We start from the raw sequence: 15,231 nt of genomic DNA on the forward strand, positions 1-15,231 counted from the left end.
CCTAGGTGCGCAGGGCCGCGTGCCGCGCTGTCGAGACGATGAGTTCACGCAGCCGCTCGACGTACAGCCGCATGTTCTTGTACGCGACGTCGGTGTCCGGGTAGCGGCAGGCGAACTGCACGCCCTCGTGGAGCCGGGTCGTCCACGCGCACACCTGGTCGCCGTACGACACCCGGATCAGCCCGTACGCCTTCAGGTCCTGCCACCGCTCCGATCCCGGGATGCCGCGCGTGTCGACGAACGAGACGATCGAGTACAGGTCCGGAGACGTGGGCCGGAAGTCGGAGCCCAGCAGACGGAGCACGCGGGCGATGGGCATGCGTGCGAGCGGCCGGTTCTCCCGCAGCGCGGCGCGCACCATCGCCAGTGCGCGGTCGAAGTCCGGGGCCTGCGCCATGGGAATCTCGATCGGCGCGCCGCCCACGTACCAGCCCACCGAGTCCGACCACTGGGATGTCGCCCGGGTGTGGAACGGCACGACCGTGCGGTACACCTGCTGCCCGCTGATCTCGTGGACGGCGAGGGCGGTGGCCGCGAGGACGCCGACCAGGCTTCCGCCGTGCGGGCGGCAGTACGCCTCGAAGGCCGCCGCGTCCGCGCCGTCCATGAGCATCTCGTGCAGGAACTTCTGGGCGGGCAGCGGCCCGTCGGGGTCGAGGCCGAGGTCGACGGGGAAGTTCGGCAGCTTCCCCTCGCACCGGCCGATGAACTCACGCCAGCGGGCCACGATCGCGTGCGTGTCGCCGATCCGGTCGGCGTTCGCGCGCTCGCCCGCGCAGAAGTCGACGTAACTGGCGACCGGCGCCGTGTCCGCGGCCCGGCCTTCGAGACCGGCCGCGTAGAGCTCGTGGATCTCGGCGGTGATGCGCTGGATCGAGTACGCGTCGACGTTGCTGTGGTCGAACGCCATGTAGACACTCCCGCCGTCCTCCCTGACGACCGCGGTGAAGATGAAGTTCGGCCAGGCGAGCGCGTTCGCCGCGACGTCGAAGCGGTCCTGCAAATACCGGGTCAGCGCCGCCGCGTCCGAGAACTCGCCGACGTCCTTCCGGTGCAGCACGACGGCATCGGCGTCCAGCGTGAAGCGCCGCATCTCGTCGCCGGCCCAGCGGAAACCGCTGCGCAGTGTCTCGTGTCTGAGCGTCCAGGCCCGCAGCGCGCCTTCGAGCACGTCGAGATCGACCCGTCCCGGGATGTCGAACGCCGTCCCGAGCCAGGTCGGTACGAACAGGCCGTCCTCGCGCACCGATCGCGCCGTCCGGACGTGGGACTCCTGGACGTATGCGGGCGGACGGTCGTCGTCCGGCAGTCTCGCCGAGGCCTCGACGGCCGCCGGATGCAGCGTCCACTCCACGAGACGTCCGGGCCGGATCTCGCAATGCTGGATGTCGGTCATACGCACGCGGCTCTCCGATCGCGGCATCGCTCGATGCCAACGACCAGCCCAACGAACGGATGATCCTGAAGAGACGCCGCGGTCAGGAGGCGCCCTGGAGGAAGGCGGCCAAGGCTTCGCCGGTGCCGGTGCCGGTGCCGGTGCCGGTGCCGGTGCGGATGCCGGTGCGGGTGCCGGTGCGGGTGCGGGGTGGGCCACCTGCGGCTCCGCCCCGCGCCCCCGGATCAGCTGAAGATGATCATCGACCCCTGGGCGAGGCTCCGGGTCGCGGCGGCGTGCAGCCCCAGCCAGACGTGACGTTCGCGGGCGAAGGGGCTGGCGTCGTAGGGGGCGGGGGCGGCCGGTTCCTCCAGCTCCGTGGGGGCCATGGGGGGCTGCGGGGCGGCGGGCGGGTTCGCCGGGTCGATGCCGATCGACGGGGCGACGAATTCCAGTTCGCGCAGGAGGGTCTGGGAGGAGCCCAGGGGGCCGCCGCCCGCGAGGAGTTCGTCGTTGGCGAGGGGGTGCGGGAAGTCCACGGGGACGTACGCACCCGCGTGGTCGTAGTGCCAGACCAGGTGCGACTGCTGGGCGTTCGTCTCGAACATCTCAAGGAGCTGCTCGTAGTCACCCCCGAGTTCGTCCACCGGCGTCACCGCGAGCCCGCACATCTGGAGGAGGTACGCGCGGCGCAGGAAGTGCAGCGCGTCGTAGTCGAAGCCCGCGACCGGGGCCACGTCGCCGGAGAGGCCCGGCATGTACGCGTACACCGGGACCGGCGGGAGTCCGGCCTCGCCCAGCACCTTGTCGTAGAGCGCGAGTTCCTCGGCGAAGGGGTTGTCGGGGGTGTGGCACAGCACGTCGACGAGCGGGACCAACCACAGGTCACAGGCCAACAGACGGCTCCTCTTGCTCCTTGGGTGCAGGGTGGTCAGGGCAGCGTAGTGCGCGCGGCGGTCTTGGGAAGGTCCGGTGCACAACTCGTCGGGTTCGCGGGGGTCGGCCGCTCTCAAACCCCCGATCGCCCGGAGAGCTCGTCCTCAAACTCCGGACGGGCCGGAACCTGTGTCCAGGTGCTCGATCAGGGAGAGCGAGTGCTCGTTGTACGCCGCGACGATCGCCTGGGCCGCTTCCGGGTCGCGGCGGGCCAGCGCGTCCACGAGTTCGGTGTGGCCGGACCACAGGTAGCCCTTCAGGTCCTCGACCCGGCGCAGGTGCTGGACCGTGCAGACCCAGGTCTGGACGCGCAGACGGTGCAGGAAGTCGGTGAGGTAGGGGTTGCCGAAGAGGCCGCTGAGCTCGCGCCAGAAGCGGAGGTCGTAGCCGATGAGGATGTTCAGGTCGCCGGCGGTGGCGGCGCGCTGGGCTTCCTCGCCGCGGCGGCGGACGCCGGCGAGCGCGACGACGGCGCGGGCGGCGTTGAGCTGCTGCATGCCGCCGGCGACGAGGCTGTGGAACATGCCGTCGGTGACCAGGCTGCGGGCCTCGATCATGCCGCGGTAGTCGGCCGCCGAGTACTCGTGAACGCGGAAGCCGCGGTGCTGGTCCGCTTCCAGCAGGCCTTGGGCCGACAGGTCGACCAGGGCCTCGCGGACGGGGGTCGCGGAGACGCCGTACTGCTCGGCGATCTCCTTCACCGTGAACTCCTGGCCCGGCTGGAGACGGCCCGCGAGCACCTCGTCGCGGAGTGCGTCCGCGATCTGCTGCCGCAGGGTGCTGCGGGTTACGGCCCCATTGCCGCCGCTGCCGGGCATGGTGTCTCGCTCCCCCCATCGCGTGGGTACGTGGTCGGTCTACTCGCGTATCTCTTCGAGCACGTCACCCTACGCCGTGGGGGTTGGGGGGTGGGTCTCTCGCCCCCCCGAGCCCCGTAAGGGGCGCGGGGAACTGCGCGACAAGCCCCCACCCACCCGCACCCCAAAGACGACCCACAGGGGTCTGGGGGCGCAGCCCCCAGGTACGGGACGGGTAGGGGCGGAGGGGGCGAAGAACCCCCCCACGGCCTCACGCCGTGTGTTCGTCCGCCACCGCCAGCGCCGCGTCCAGCGCCGCCAGGCCCTCCTTGGCCTCGGCCTCCGTGATGTTGCACGGCGGCACGACATGGGTGCGGTTCATGTTGATGAAGGGCCACAGACCCTGCGCCTTCGCGGCGGCGCCGAACGCGGCCATGGGAACGTTCGCCTCACCCGCCGCGTTGTACGGAACCAGCGGCTCCCGGGTCTCCCGGTTCTTCACCAGCTCCAGGGCCCAGAAGACCCCCGTACCGCGCACTTCACCGACACTGGGGTGCCGCTCGGCGAGTTCACGCAGCCCGGGGCCGATGACGCTCTCACCGATCCGCGCGGCCTGCCCGACGATGTCCTCCTCCTCCATCACGTTGATGGTGGCGACGGCGGCCGCACAGGCCAGCGGGTGCCCGGAGTACGTGAGCCCACCGGGATAGGGCCGACGGGCGAAGGTCTCCGCGATCGCACCGGAGATCGCGACACCGCCCAGCGGCACGTAACCGGAGTTCACGCCCTTCGCGAAGGTCATCAGGTCCGGCGTCACGTCGAAGTGGTCCGCGGCGAACCACTTGCCCGTGCGCCCGAACCCGGCCATGACCTCGTCGAGGACGAAGACGATCCCGTACCGGTCGCAGATCTCCCGAACGCCCGCGAGATAGCCGGCCGGCGGCGTCATGATCCCCGCCGTGCCCGGAATCGTCTCCAGGATCACCGCCGCGATCGTCCCCGGGCCCTCGAAGGCGATCGTGTCCTCAAGGTGCTGCAGCGCCCGCTCGCACTCCTGCTGCTCATTCTCCGAGTGGAAGGGCGAGCGGTAGAGGAAGGGCGCCCAGAAGTGGACGACCCCCGCCGCGCCGATGTCGTTCGGCCAGCGCCGCGGGTCACCGGTGAGGTTGATCGCGGTGGAGGTGGCTCCGTGGTACGAGCGGTACGCGGAGAGCACCTTCGGCCGCCCGGTGTGCAGCCGGGCCATCCGCGTGGCGTTCTCGACGGCCTCGGCGCCACCGTTGGTGAAGAAGATCTTGTCCAGGTCGCCCGGGGTCCGCTCGGCGATCAGCCGGGCCGCCTCTGAGCGCGCCTCGACGGCGAAGGCGGGCGCGAACGTGGACAGGGTTGCGGCCTGCTCCTGGATCGCGGCGACGACCTTCGGGTGCTGGTACCCGATGTTGGTGAAGACGAGCCCGCTGGTGAAGTCCAGATACCGGTTGCCTTCGTAGTCCCAGAAGTACGACCCCTCCGCGCCGGCGACGGCGAGCGGGTCGATGAGCTCCTGCGCGGACCAGGAGTGGAACACGTGCGCGCGGTCCGCGGCCTTCACGGCGGCGCCGACCTGGGGGTTGGGCTGAGGGGTCATGCGCCGAAGCGTAAATGTCCACGGAGTGGACGCGATATCGGCGTCCTGTCTGTGGTCGGGGGCTTTCCGCGACAGTCTGTCGGGCTTGGCCGCCAGGCCGGACGCCTTGACAGCATGCTGTCGAATTGACAGCATGCTTACATAAGCTTGGCCTGCCCGAGGAGGAGCCATGAACGCCGTCGCCACCGCCGGCCGCAAGCCCGTCCACCTCGCCGTCTATGACACCTTCGCCGACTGGGAGACGGGGCACACGACCGCGTATCTCGCCCGCGCCGGGTATGAGATCCGGACCGTCGGCCCCATCCGGGAGCCGGTCACCACCATCGGCGGAGTCCGCATCCAGCCCGACCTCGCGCTCGACAGCGTCTGCCCCGAGGACAGCTCGCTGCTGATCCTGACGGGCGCGGATCTCTGGACCGAGACATCGGCCGCTACCGCGGCGGGCAGTAGCGACCTCGCCCCCTTCGCCCGCAAGGCCCGCGCCTTCCTCGATGCCGGCGTGCCCGTCGCCGCGATCTGCGGGGCCACGGCCGGGCTCGCCCGCGAAGGGCTGCTCGACGACCGCGACCACACCAGCGCCGTGTCCTTCTACCTCGCCGCCACCGGGTACGCGGGCGGCGAGCGGTACGTGGACGCCGACGCCGTCACCGACGGCAAGCTCGTCACGGCCGGTCCCACCGAACCCGTCGCCTTCGCCCGCGAGGTCTTCCGGCTGCTCGGCGTGTACGAGGGCGAGGTGCTGGACGCCTGGTACCGGCTGTTCCACGACTCCGACGCGGCCGCCTACGCCGTACTCGAAAAGGCCGCGCGGTGAGCCGGGAGCGTCAGGACCTGTTCAGCCGCAGCGCCCTCGCGGCGTTCCGGCTCAACGGTCAATTCCTGTCCGTCGCCGAGGAGTTGGCCAGGCCTGCCGGGCTGACCGCCGCCTGGTGGCAGGTGCTCGGCGCGGTGCTCGCCGACCCCCTGCCCGTGTCCGGGATCGCCCGCGTCATGGGCATCACCCGGCAGAGCGTGCAGCGCATCGCCGACCTCCTGGTGGACAAGGGCCTCGCGGAGTATCTACCCAACCCCGCCCACCGCCGCGCCAAGCTGCTCTCCCCGACCGAGCAGGGCCGCGCCGCGATCGCCAGGATCGGGCCCGGCCACGCGGCCTTCGCCGACCGCCTCGCCGAGGCCCTCGGCGACACCGAGCTCGCGGAGACCGTACGCGTGCTGGAGCGCCTGTCCGCGGCGCTCGACGACCTCACGGCACCGGTCACGGAGATCGCGGCGCCGGTTACAGAAACGGCATCCGCTGTTACGGAACCGTAGACACCGCCCCATCCACCTCGCCGTACGGCCGCACTATCCTCGGTCTGTTGCACACGTACGGGGGAGGGTGGGCACAGCCATGGAGAAGCTGGGGGCCGGGGATCCGCAGCGGATCGGGGCGTATCGGCTGCTGGCGCGGCTCGGCGCCGGCGGGATGGGGCACGTGTATCTCGCCCGGTCCGACCGGGGACGTACCGTCGCGGTCAAACTCGTACGCGAGGAACTCGCCGAACAGGAGGAGTTCCGGGCGCGCTTCCGGCAGGAGGTGCAGGCCGCGCGGCGCGTGGGCGGGTACTGGACGGCGCCCGTTCTCGACGCCGACACCGAGGCCGAGATCCCGTGGGTGGCCACCGGTTACGTCGCCGGGCCCAGCCTGCAGGCCGTCGTCGGACACGACCACGGCGCGCTCCCCGAGCGCTCGGTCCGCATCCTCGCCGCCGGGCTCGCGCACGCGCTGCAGGACATCCACACCGCGGGGCTGATCCACCGCGACCTCAAGCCGTCCAATGTGCTGGTCACCATCGACGGGCCGCGTGTCATCGACTTCGGCATCGCGCGCGCCCTGGAGACCGTGACCGACGGCGGCCTCACACGCACCGGCGCGCTCGTCGGCTCGCCCGGTTTCATGGCCCCCGAGCAGGTCCGCGGTGACCGCATCACGCCCGCGTGCGACGTTTTCTGCCTCGGCTCGGTCCTCGCGTACGCCGCCACCGGTGCCCTTCCCTTCGGGTCGACCAACAGCGGCGTGCACGCGATGATGTTCCGCATCGCGCAGGAGGAGCCCGACCTGGAGGGCCTGCCCGAGGGCCTCGCCGACCTCGTACGGGACTGTCTGCGCAAGGACCCCGCCGCCCGGCCCACCCTCGACCGGATCCTGGAACGCACCGGCGCCGAGGACACCGTCTCGGACGGGCGCACCCGCGACCCGTGGTTGCCGAGTGCGCTGGTCGCCCAACTCGGGCGGCATGCGGTGCAGTTGCTGGACACCGAGAACCCCGACGAGGCGTCGGGCGCGACCCCGGTGCCGAGCGCACCGGCCCTGCCGCCGGCACTCCCGGCTGCGGCCCCGGACTTCTCCAAGCCCCCGTCCACCCCGCCCGAGGCCTCCCCGGAACACGCCCCCACCCCGGCCGAGGAGGGCGCCACTCCGCCCGCCCCCGGGCAGCCTGCCCCCGTCAACCACCTGCCCACGATGATCGCGGGCGTCGGCCAGACGCCTCCGCCGACCGCACCGCCCGCCACCCCGCACCCCGCCTACGGCTACCCCCAGCAGCACCCCCAGCCCACCGGCCCCGGCACGCCCCACCCCGCGTACGGCTATCCCCAGCAGAGCTGGGGCCAGCAGCCGGGGCCGTACTCGACACCCCCGTACGGTCCGGGCGTCGCCCCCCATCCGTACGGCCCGGGCGGCGCGACACCCCCGTACGGTCCCGGTGTCGCCCCCCATCAGCCGGAACCCCCGCGCAGAAGCAGCCGCTCCACCGCCGCCCTGGTCGTCGTGGCCCTGGTCGTCGCGCTCGGCGCGGGCGGCAGTGTGTACGCGTTGATGAAGGGCAGCGGGAGCGACGACGACAACAAGAACGCGGGGGCGTCGCCCGCGTCCAGCGCGCCCACGACGCCCGGCCCGACCACGTCGGAACCGTCCCCGACGACCGACTCGCCCAGCGCGTCGGCATCCGAGGGCGGCACGATCCCGGAGGCCTTCCTCGGCACCTGGAACACCAGCATCGACAACGCGACCGGCCACAACACCCGCCGACTGACCATCCAGCAGGGCGAGGTGGGTGACACGGTGCTCTCGCTCATTGCGGACGGTCCGGCCGGCAGCGGCACCTACCACTGCGTCTTCCAGGCCAAGCTGGCGGAGGCCCCGAGCGCCGGCGGCCCCCTGGAGATCGGCCCCTCCGAAGTCACAGAAGGGCCGGCCACCTCCTGCTCACCGGGCGCCGCCTCCGAGGTCACCCTCCTCTCGGACGGCAGCCTGCGCCGTGTCAACAAGGACTCGGGCGAGGCGCTGACGTACACGAAGGGCGGCTGATGAAGGATCGGCTTCAGTAGCCAACTGGTGTGAAATGAAAGGCTGTTGAAGTTCACTTCCCGTATGTCGGGTGTTTCCGGCCCGAGTCGTACCGTGACCGCACGGTGAGGCTCGGGGGAGTGGCTCAAGTGGAGTGGCTGAGCGCAGAGAACGTCGTGGCCGTGGCGACCGCTGTCGTGGGCATCGTGGCCTCCGCGGGAATGGTCTGGTACGAGCGCCGGGTGCCGCGGCGCAAGAGGATCGGGTACCGCGTCCAAATGGACAACCCGATCGGCGAGAACGTGAGCTCGGGGCGGGCGAACGTGCGGCTCGGCTGGTTCGACGAGGCGCCGGGCATGGCGGACGCCACCTTCGTCCTGCTGCGGGTCGAGAACGACGGTTCGCAGAGCATCGCCGACAACGACTACACGGGCCGCGAACTCCACGGTCTGACAGCGGTGTTCGCCGACCGCACGATCCGTGGTGTGTCGGTGACCCAGCCGCCCGGCACCGACCACCTCATGGACCACTTCACCCCGTCCGCGGGCCTCGACTACGAAGGCGGCACCCTGCGCATCCCGCGCGTCCCGCTCAACCGGGGCGAGCACTTCAAGCTGCTCGTGCTGCTGTCGGGCGGCCATGTGGGCAGCGCGGTACGGCTGATCGGCGGCATCCGGGACGGCGAGGTCAGCCCCAACCGCAGTACGACCCCCGACGATCAGCCGCCGCTGTTCAGCCGCGCGGCCCGGATGATCACCGTGATGCTGACCGTGTGCGTCGTCACGCTCGCGCTGATCGTCGTGCTGCGCGACGACACCCCACCGCCGGTCGGCTGTGAGAAGGGCACGCTGACGGTCACCGGCTCGACCGCCTTCGAACCGGTGATGCGCGAGCTGGCCAAGAAGTACGAGAAGGACTGCGTGGGCGCCACCGTCACCGTGGATCCGCACGGCAGCACCGCCGGGGTGCGCGAACTCGATGCCGCCGGTGTGAGGTCGAAGAACGGCTCGCCGGCGGTCGTCGCCCTGTCCGACGGCCCCAAGCCGAGCGGTCTGCCGCGGCTGCGCGAGAACCGGATCGCCGTCTCGGTCTTCGCGCTCGTCGTCAACGACGACATCCCGGTGAAGAACCTCTCGCTCGCCGACGTACGCCGTCTCTACCACGGCGAGATCAAGAACTGGAAGCAGCTCGGCGGCCCCGACCGGCCCGTCCTCCTCGTCAGCCGGGACGCCAACTCCGGCACGCGGCAGGTCTTCCAGCGGCGGGTGCTGGGACGTGGCGAGATCGCCAACTCCTCGCTGGACTGTGTCCACAAGGACGACCCCACGGCCCCCGTCGTGCGCTGCGAACTCGACTCCACCGACCAGGTGCTGGGCACGGTCGCCCGGCTCTTCGGCGCGATCGGCTACAGCGAACTCAACAGCGCCACCAGTCACAAGGGCCTGCACAAGCTCAACCTCGACGGCCACACTCCGTCCGTCGAGGATCTGGAGCACGGCACCTCCGACTACCCGTACCGCGAGATCGAGTACGCCTACACCTACGGCCAGCCGCCCGCCGACTCCCTCGCCTCCAGCTTCCTCTCCTACATCAGCCGGGGCAGCGGCCAGGACGTGATCCGCACGCACGGGCATCTGCCGTGCGGGACGCCGGTGGGGCTGAAGATCTGCGGCGAGGGGTGACGTTCACCGTTCGACCGGTGCCGGCACTTGGGGGGTACGGCCGTCCTGCGGGTACGCACACTTGCCCGAGAGTTGTCGCGTACACAACCATTACGGGGTCCGGTTCCAACGCTTCGCGTCAGCCCCGGGAGGACACATGCGCCCCAGCAGGAGAACGGTCCTGACCACCACGGCGGCGGGGATGGGGGCGGCAGCGCTGGGCTCACCGGCCGAGGCGAACGCGTCCGGTGCCCGACCGCCTTCCCCCAAGCTCTCGGCCTCGCTCGAGCAGGGGCGCACCCCATCGGCCCAGCCGCCCACCCGCGAACTCCGCGCCCTTCTCAAGGAGATCGACCGCGACCGCATGGAGGCGACGGTCCGCAAACTGGTCTCCTTCGGCACCCGCCACACCCTCTCGACGCAGGACGACCCGGCGCGCGGGATCGGCGCCGCGCGCGACTGGATCGCGGCCGAACTCCGCTCGTTCGCCGCCGCATCCGGCGGCCGTATGACGGTGGACCTTCAGTCGTACGTCCAACAGCCGGCGACGCGGATCCCGACGGCGACCCGCATCACGAACGTGATCGCGACGCTCCGGGGATCGGTCACCCCCGAGCGCGTGTACGTGGTGTCCGGCCACTACGACTCCCGGGTCACCGACGTCATGGACGCCACCTCGGACGCCCCGGGCGCGGACGACGACGCGTCGGGGGTCGCCGTGGCGATGGAACTTGCGCGGGTGATGGCGACGCGCCGCCCGGCGTCGACGATCGTGTTCGCGGCGGTGGCGGGGGAGGAACAGGGCCTGTACGGCGCCACGCACATGGCGGAGCAGTTCAAGTCGGCGGGTGCGGACGTCCAGGGCATGTTCACCAACGACATCGTGGGCAGCTCCACGGCGGACGACGGCACTCGGGACCCGTACACCCTCCGCCTGTTCGCGGAGGGCGTCCCGAGCTCGGAGACCCCGGAGCAGGCGGCGACGCGCCGCTCGGTCGGCGGCGAGAACGACTCCCCGTCCCGCCAGCTGGCCCGCTTCGTGCGCGACGTGGCGGACAACGACGCGACCGGCATGCACATCCGAGTCATCTACCGCCGGGACCGCTACCGCCGGGGCGGCGACCACATCCCCTTCCTCGAACGCGCCTACCCCGCCGCCCGTTTCACCGAACCGGCCGAGGACTTCGCCCATCAGCACCAGGACGTGCGCGTCGACGAGAACGGCCAACAGTTCGGCGACCTCCCGGAGTTCTGCGACTTTGCCTTCGTCGGGCGGGTCGCGAAGGTCAACGCGGCGGCGCTGTGGACCCTGGCCCAGGCGCCGGGCACCCCGCGCGGCGCGAAGATCATCACCTCCACCCTCACGAACTCCACGCAGCTCGTCTGGACCCGGGGCACGGAACCCGACCTCGCGGGCTACGAGGTCGTCTGGCGCGAGACCACGGCCCCCGAGTGGACCCACGTCATCGCGGCGGGCGACGTGACGACGTATGAGGTCGACCTGTCCAAAGACAACGTCTTCTTCGGCGTACGCGCGGTGAACCGGGCCGGGAACCGGAGCCCGGTGGCGTTCCCGGACCCGCAGACCTGACGTACGTCCGCGTACGGGGTACTCCGGTGCTTCGGTTCTCAGGTATTCCGCGACTCCGGTACTCCGGGGGAAGCAGGGGAGGTGTCTCCTGCCGCGGGACGCCGACGGGCGGTCGTGCGACCAATCTGGAACGGAATCCGGAGTCGAACGACATCCGGACGACTTCCGAGGGAGGCGCACCATGATCCTGGTGACCGGAGCGACGGGGCATGTGGGCGGCGAGCTGGTACGACAGCTGGCCGAGGCCGGGGAGCCGGTGCGCGCCATGACGCGCCGGCCCGCGCAGACGCGGTTCTCCACCGGGGTGGAGGGGCGGGTGGAGACGGTCTACGGCGACGCGAACGATCCGGCGAGCCTGGACCGGGCGTTCGCGGGTGTGCGCGGCGCCTTCCTGATGTCGTCCCAGGCGGTGGGGTCGGCCCCGGGCCCGACCCACGACACGGGCCTCGCGGAAGCGGCTGCCCGGGCGGGGGTGGAGCGGTTGGTGAAGCTGTCGGTACTGAACGGGGGCGGCGGAGGGAGCGGAGAGGGTGCAGGGAACGGAGAGGGCGGAGGGAACGGACGGGAAGCGGGGGGCGGTGCGGATGTCATCGCCCGCTGGCACGCGGCGGCGGAAGGGGCGGTGACCTCGCCCGCCAACGGGTGGGCATGGACCCTGCTGCGCCCGGGCCGTTTCATGTCGAACGCGCTCCAGTGGGCGTCGGCGATCCGCGCGGCCGACGAGGTCCCCGTCCCGTTCGCCGACCGCCCGGCGGCGAGCATCGACCCGGCGGACATCGCGGCGGTGGCGTGCGCGGCGCTGACCGCGCGGGGTGATGAACACGCTGGTGCCGCCTACGAGTTGTCGGGCCCGCAATCCCTGACCCCGACAGAGGAACTGTCGATCCTCGCGGACATCCTGAGCCGTCCTCTGCGCGTACGCGAAGTCCCCGTCGAAGCGGCCCGCACCGGCATGACCTGCTACGGCTTCCCGCCGGAGGTGGTGGAAGCGATCATGAACCGCACCCTCCACGACGACCGAGGTACCGAGGTCCTCCCCACGGTCCAGAAACTCCTGGGCCGCCCGGCCCGGACGTTCGCCCAGTGGGCGGGGGCGCACGCGGGGGCATTCAGCCCGTCCGGCGTTTGAGGACGAGCGCGTCAGCGCGATACGGGAGTCTGGGGGCGGAGCCCCCAAGTACGGGACGGGTGGGGGAGGAAGGGGCGAATCCCCGCTTCTACCGAGGCTCCGGCGGCCGCTGCCGAGGCATGTTGGGCCGGGTCCCCGGAGGCAACGGCAGCCGGCTGGGCTGGGCACCTTCGGGCCGGGGCGAACCGGCCAGGGAGGACTGAATACCCAGCGGCGCCGACCCCGTCCGGAACTCCACCATCCAGTCCGCGGTCTCGGCCCGCACCAGCTCCGTCACATCCTCGGAGAACCGTCGCAACACCCCCAGACACCGCTCCGCGGCCTCACTCGCCGTCCCCTCCGCCGGCCCCAGAACCTCCCGCACGCACTCGGACGCCCAGTCGAACTGCAACACCTGCAGCCGCCGCTGCACGGCCTGAGCCGTGGCCACATCCCTTATCCACCCCGAGGTCACCCCGAAGAACCGGTCCCCCGCGACACACGCGACCCCGAGCAGCAACGCCAGATACCCCCACGGGGCGACCCCGCTCACCGCCCTGGTGAGGTCGAGCAGCGGCAGCGCGGCCCCGGCCACGGCCCCCACCGCGGCCCCGCACCGCAGCACCCGCGCCCCCCACCGCTTCCACACCCGGTCCGCGAGATACCAGGAAGCCGTGTCGAGCGCCCCGCGCTCCACCCACCGGTACAACTCGTGGAGCCGCTCCGCGGGCTCCCCCCAGTCCCCGAGCGGAAATGGCCGGCCTGTCAGGTCGCCCGGCCGCAGCTCCGCCGCGCCGTCGCTCCGCCCGTCCTGGGGCGGCCCCTCGGGCTGCATCTCCGGTTGACTCACCCGGCACTCCCTACTGACGACGGTGATGACGCTGCACTGACGACGCTGTGTGACGCATCGTGACGTGTGGTGCCAAAGCGCCGCACCCTTCCTACCTCCCAATGGGTGGCGAAGGCCCGGGTTTCACCGCTTTTCCGCCCGGAAGAGGGCCTTGATCAGGTATAGGAATCCAGATCGTCTCACTCGAAAGAGTGCTGGAGCGATCGCCCACTGAAGCACGTAGGCTCGTGCCAGGCGGGAAAACCCTGCCGGAAAGCCGTACGAACCAGGAGCTGATCGTGATTCCCGGTGGTGGCCAGCCCAATATGCAGCAGCTGCTCCAGCAGGCCCAGAAGATGCAACAGGACCTCGCGAACGCGCAGGAGGAGCTGGCGCGCACGGAGGTCGACGGCCAGGCGGGCGGCGGCCTGGTGAAGGCGACCGTGACGGGCTCCGGAGAGCTCCGCGGCCTGGTGATCGACCCGAAGGCGGTCGACCCCGAGGACACGGAAACCCTCGCCGATCTGATCGTCGCGGCCGTCCAGGCGGCGAACGAGAACGCGCAGGCGCTCCAGCAGCAGAAGCTCGGCCCGCTCACCCAGGGCCTCGGCGGCGGCAGCGGCATCCCCGGCCTGCCTTTCTAAGACCAGCGGCGGCCAACTACCGTACGCACCAGGACGACAGACAAGACGAAGCAGGATCCAGGAACCAGGAAAGGCAATCCGTTGTACGAAGGCGTGGTCCAGGACCTCATCGACGAACTGGGGCGGCTGCCCGGCGTCGGTCCCAAGAGCGCGCAGCGGATCGCCTTCCACATCCTGCAGGCCGAGCCGACGGACGTCCGCCGTCTCGCGCAGGCCCTCATGGAGGTCAAGGCGAAGGTCCGCTTCTGCGCGACCTGCGGCAATGTCGCGCAGGAGGAGCTGTGCAACATCTGTCGCGACCCGCGCCGCGACCTGTCGGTGATCTGCGTGGTGGAGGAACCGAAGGACGTGGTGGCGATCGAGCGCACCCGCGAGTTCCGAGGCAAGTACCACGTACTCGGCGGGGCGATCAGCCCCATCGAGGGCGTGGGTCCGGACGACCTCCGGATAAGGGAACTCCTCGCGCGCCTGGCCGACGGCACGGTCACGGAACTGATCCTCGCCACCGACCCGAACCTGGAAGGCGAGGCCACGGCCACGTACCTCGCCCGCATGATCAAGCCCATGGGCCTCAAGGTCACCCGCCTGGCCAGCGGCCTCCCTGTGGGCGGCGACCTGGAATACGCGGACGAGGTCACGCTCGGCCGCGCCTTCGAGGGGAGACGACTCCTAGATGTCTGACGCCACGCTGCACGCGACCAGCCAGGATCCCGACGATTTCGTGGTCCAGATCGCGGATCAGGTAGAGAGCTTCCTGGTCGCTGTCACCGAGGTGGCCAAGGGCGACGAGCCGGACTCGGCCGTGCCCTTCCTCCTCCTGGAGGTCTCCCAGCTTCTCCTGGCCGGCGGCCGTCTCGGCGCGCACGAGGACATCGTCCCCGACGAGCGCTACGAGCCCGACCTCGGTCCCGAGCCGGACGTCGACGAACTCCGCGAGCGACTGGCGACGATGCTGGAACCGATCGACGTCTACTCCGAGGTCTTCGACCCGTACGAGCCGCGCAAGGCCCCCGTCCCGGCCCGTATCTCCGACGACCTGGCCGACGTCATCACCGACCTCCGCCACGGCATGGCCCACTACCGCGCGGGCCGCACCACGGAAGCCCTCTGGTGGTGGCAGTTCTCCTACTTCTCCAACTGGGGCTCCACCGCCTCCGCGACCCTGCGCGCCCTGCAGTCAGTGGTGGCTCACGTGCGGCTGAACCAGCCCCTGGAGGAGCTCGACGGCCTCGACACCGACCAGGGCCTCGGCGAGGACGCCCTCGCGGAGGAGGCGGGCAAGGTCATGGCGGAGGAGATCGCGGGGCCGCTGGGCCTGCGAACGGTCAAGTAACT

Annotated in this window: 14 protein-coding genes; 9 read left to right on the forward strand and 5 right to left on the reverse strand. The window is 71.1% G+C overall.

Annotated features, from left to right (window positions below):
* Position 1: 1 nt before the first annotated feature.
* From ACZ4RZ_RS41470 to ACZ4RZ_RS41485, 4 genes are all read right to left on the reverse strand, one after another.
* A complete protein-coding gene (locus ACZ4RZ_RS41470) occupies positions 2-1,396 on the reverse strand; it encodes a condensation domain-containing protein (protein ID WP_467752762.1) in 1,395 nt (464 codons plus the stop codon).
* Positions 1,397-1,620: 224 nt separating this feature from the next.
* A complete protein-coding gene (locus ACZ4RZ_RS41475; protein ID WP_362027169.1) occupies positions 1,621-2,271 on the reverse strand; it encodes a hypothetical protein in 651 nt (216 codons plus the stop codon).
* A 144-nt stretch (positions 2,272-2,415) separates the two neighbouring features.
* Positions 2,416-3,129, reverse strand: coding sequence for a GntR family transcriptional regulator (locus ACZ4RZ_RS41480; protein WP_467752719.1), 714 nt, complete (start codon positions 3,127-3,129; stop codon positions 2,416-2,418).
* 250 nt (positions 3,130-3,379) lie between these two features.
* Positions 3,380-4,735, reverse strand: coding sequence for an aminotransferase class III-fold pyridoxal phosphate-dependent enzyme (locus tag ACZ4RZ_RS41485; RefSeq protein WP_467752721.1), 1,356 nt, complete (start codon positions 4,733-4,735; stop codon positions 3,380-3,382).
* A 169-nt stretch (positions 4,736-4,904) separates the two neighbouring features.
* On the opposite strand from ACZ4RZ_RS41485, the gene ACZ4RZ_RS41490 reads away from it, so the two are divergent.
* The 6 genes from ACZ4RZ_RS41490 (at position 4,905) to ACZ4RZ_RS41515 (ending at position 12,444) form a co-directional block, all read left to right on the forward strand.
* Positions 4,905-5,549, forward strand: a complete 645-nt coding sequence (locus tag ACZ4RZ_RS41490) for a DJ-1/PfpI family protein (RefSeq protein ID WP_467752723.1) — start codon at positions 4,905-4,907, stop codon at positions 5,547-5,549.
* A complete protein-coding gene (locus tag ACZ4RZ_RS41495; RefSeq protein WP_467752725.1) occupies positions 5,546-6,046 on the forward strand; it encodes a MarR family winged helix-turn-helix transcriptional regulator in 501 nt (166 codons plus the stop codon). Before ACZ4RZ_RS41490 ends, ACZ4RZ_RS41495 begins: the two co-directional genes overlap by 4 nt.
* A gap of 79 nt (positions 6,047-6,125) precedes the next feature.
* Positions 6,126-8,084, forward strand: coding sequence for a serine/threonine-protein kinase (locus ACZ4RZ_RS41500; protein WP_467752726.1), 1,959 nt, complete (start codon positions 6,126-6,128; stop codon positions 8,082-8,084).
* A 128-nt stretch (positions 8,085-8,212) separates the two neighbouring features.
* Positions 8,213-9,745 (forward strand): substrate-binding domain-containing protein, encoded by a 1,533-nt coding sequence (locus ACZ4RZ_RS41505; RefSeq protein WP_467752728.1) that lies wholly within the window; start codon positions 8,213-8,215, stop codon positions 9,743-9,745.
* Between the two features lie 136 nt (positions 9,746-9,881).
* Positions 9,882-11,315, forward strand: coding sequence for a M20/M25/M40 family metallo-hydrolase (locus ACZ4RZ_RS41510; RefSeq protein WP_467752730.1), 1,434 nt, complete (start codon positions 9,882-9,884; stop codon positions 11,313-11,315).
* A 181-nt stretch (positions 11,316-11,496) separates the two neighbouring features.
* On the forward strand, positions 11,497-12,444 hold the full coding sequence (locus ACZ4RZ_RS41515) for an NmrA family NAD(P)-binding protein (protein WP_467752732.1): 948 nt from the start codon (positions 11,497-11,499) through the stop codon (positions 12,442-12,444).
* 88 nt (positions 12,445-12,532) lie between these two features.
* Here ACZ4RZ_RS41515 and ACZ4RZ_RS41520 read toward each other — a convergent pair whose 3' ends face one another.
* The gene (locus ACZ4RZ_RS41520; protein WP_467752734.1) at positions 12,533-13,273 is read right to left on the reverse strand and encodes an SLATT domain-containing protein; all 741 of its coding nucleotides are present in this window, start codon (positions 13,271-13,273) and stop codon (positions 12,533-12,535) included.
* Positions 13,274-13,551: 278 nt separating this feature from the next.
* Between ACZ4RZ_RS41520 and ACZ4RZ_RS41525 the strand changes: the two genes are divergently transcribed.
* The 3 genes from ACZ4RZ_RS41525 to ACZ4RZ_RS41535 all read left to right on the forward strand — a co-directional run bounded on the left by ACZ4RZ_RS41525 (position 13,552) and on the right by ACZ4RZ_RS41535 (position 15,229).
* Positions 13,552-13,896 (forward strand): YbaB/EbfC family nucleoid-associated protein, encoded by a 345-nt coding sequence (locus ACZ4RZ_RS41525; protein ID WP_189773117.1) that lies wholly within the window; start codon positions 13,552-13,554, stop codon positions 13,894-13,896.
* An 81-nt stretch (positions 13,897-13,977) separates the two neighbouring features.
* A complete protein-coding gene (gene recR, locus ACZ4RZ_RS41530; protein WP_018529216.1) occupies positions 13,978-14,577 on the forward strand; it encodes a recombination mediator RecR in 600 nt (199 codons plus the stop codon).
* On the forward strand, positions 14,570-15,229 hold the full coding sequence (locus ACZ4RZ_RS41535; RefSeq protein WP_467752736.1) for a DUF5063 domain-containing protein: 660 nt from the start codon (positions 14,570-14,572) through the stop codon (positions 15,227-15,229). The genes recR and ACZ4RZ_RS41535 overlap by 8 nt, the downstream gene beginning before the upstream one ends.
* The last annotated feature ends 2 nt before the right edge of the window (positions 15,230-15,231 follow it).

This window comes from Streptomyces sp. NPDC027189 (genome assembly GCF_055566975.1).